Source organism: Polaromonas sp. P1_G4 (assembly GCF_056405475.1).
This window is the reverse complement of the sequence record NZ_JBFUCA010000890.1, coordinates 1-1,037: the sequence shown is the minus strand read 5'-3', so window position 1 is coordinate 1,037 and position 1,037 is coordinate 1. Positions and strand designations below refer to the sequence as shown.

Annotated in this window: 1 protein-coding gene; it reads right to left on the bottom strand. The window is 61.9% G+C overall.

Annotated elements, in window-relative coordinates:
- Positions 1-182: 182 nt before the first annotated feature.
- The gene (locus tag AC1D1X_RS24215; protein ID WP_477670406.1) at positions 183-740 is read right to left on the bottom strand and encodes a Spy/CpxP family protein refolding chaperone; all 558 of its coding nucleotides are present in this window, start codon (positions 738-740) and stop codon (positions 183-185) included.
- Positions 741-1,037 lie beyond the last annotated feature (297 nt).

Here is a 1,037-nt window from a genome sequence, read left to right as displayed (position 1 = left end):
ACCGTCTGGCGAGCCGCAGTTTTTGGTCAAAATGGCCTTTAAGCCATATACAATCTGCGCAAGCAGCTATCAAAATAATAGCTAATGCGGAATGTGGGCTGGCCGCAAAAAAGCCCGCACGCAGCCGTTGGGGCTGCCGTGCGGGCCTGGCGCGCTTCAGTTCAGCGTGTCGCGGTTATGGATCAACCCTTTTGCGGGGCGGGGCCACCTTGACCGCGAGGGCCGCCATGGCGCATGCCGTGCTTTTTGTGCTCGGTATCAAAGGTTTTTTGCTGCTCGGGTGTGAGCGCCGCGTAGAAGGTCTTGGTGGCTTCACCGCGCTTGTCCATCGCCGTGTTCATCTCGGCCATGCGCTGGGTGCGCATTTCCTTCATCTTGTCGATGCGCTGGGGCGTGGTCAGCTTGTCGAACTCGGCGCGTTGCTCCGGCGTGGGGCGTGCTCCGTGGGCGGGCGGCTGCATGGAAGCGGTGTAAGCGGTCCACGCGCCTTCCTGGGCGGGCGTGAGCTTGAGTTTGGCTTTGAGCTCGGCCTGGTGCTTGGCGATCATGGCCTGCATCTTGGCGGGGTCGTGGCGGCCCATGCGATCGCCATGGGGGCCGGCAGGCTTGCCTGCGGCGGGCGGCGATCCGGCGGGTGGTGCGGGAGGCGTTTGTGCCATGGCACCGGCACCTACCGTTGCCAGCAAGCCGGCGAGTACGAGGCTGTTGAGGGAAGCGGAGCGGTTGAATGCGAATTTCATGAGGAACTTCCTTTCAGGAGAAGATGCCTGAGTTCCATCGAGTCGTGACATACGGCTTTTGGCTTCAGGTTGAAAGCAAGTGTGCGGGCCGTCTGTTTCCCTGCCGTTGCCGAAAGGTAAAGATAAGCCGTGGATACACCCCTATCAGCCCTCACTTCGTGTAGTGCTTTTTCCCCTTGCAGGGGACGGCGCCTGCGGCCTGGCAAAGCCAGTTCCGCGGCCCCYGTTGGCTTGGCCTTTCAGAGCAGGGAGCTGTAGCCTCAAAAGGCGATTCAAGCGGGGGCCGCGGTCCGGCTT

Bases quoted from the DNA above. Each gene is read 5' to 3' on its own strand.
- AC1D1X_RS24215 (WP_477670406.1), bottom strand. From the start codon at position 740: ATGAAATTCGCATTCAACCGCTCCGCTTCCCTCAACAGCCTCGTACTC.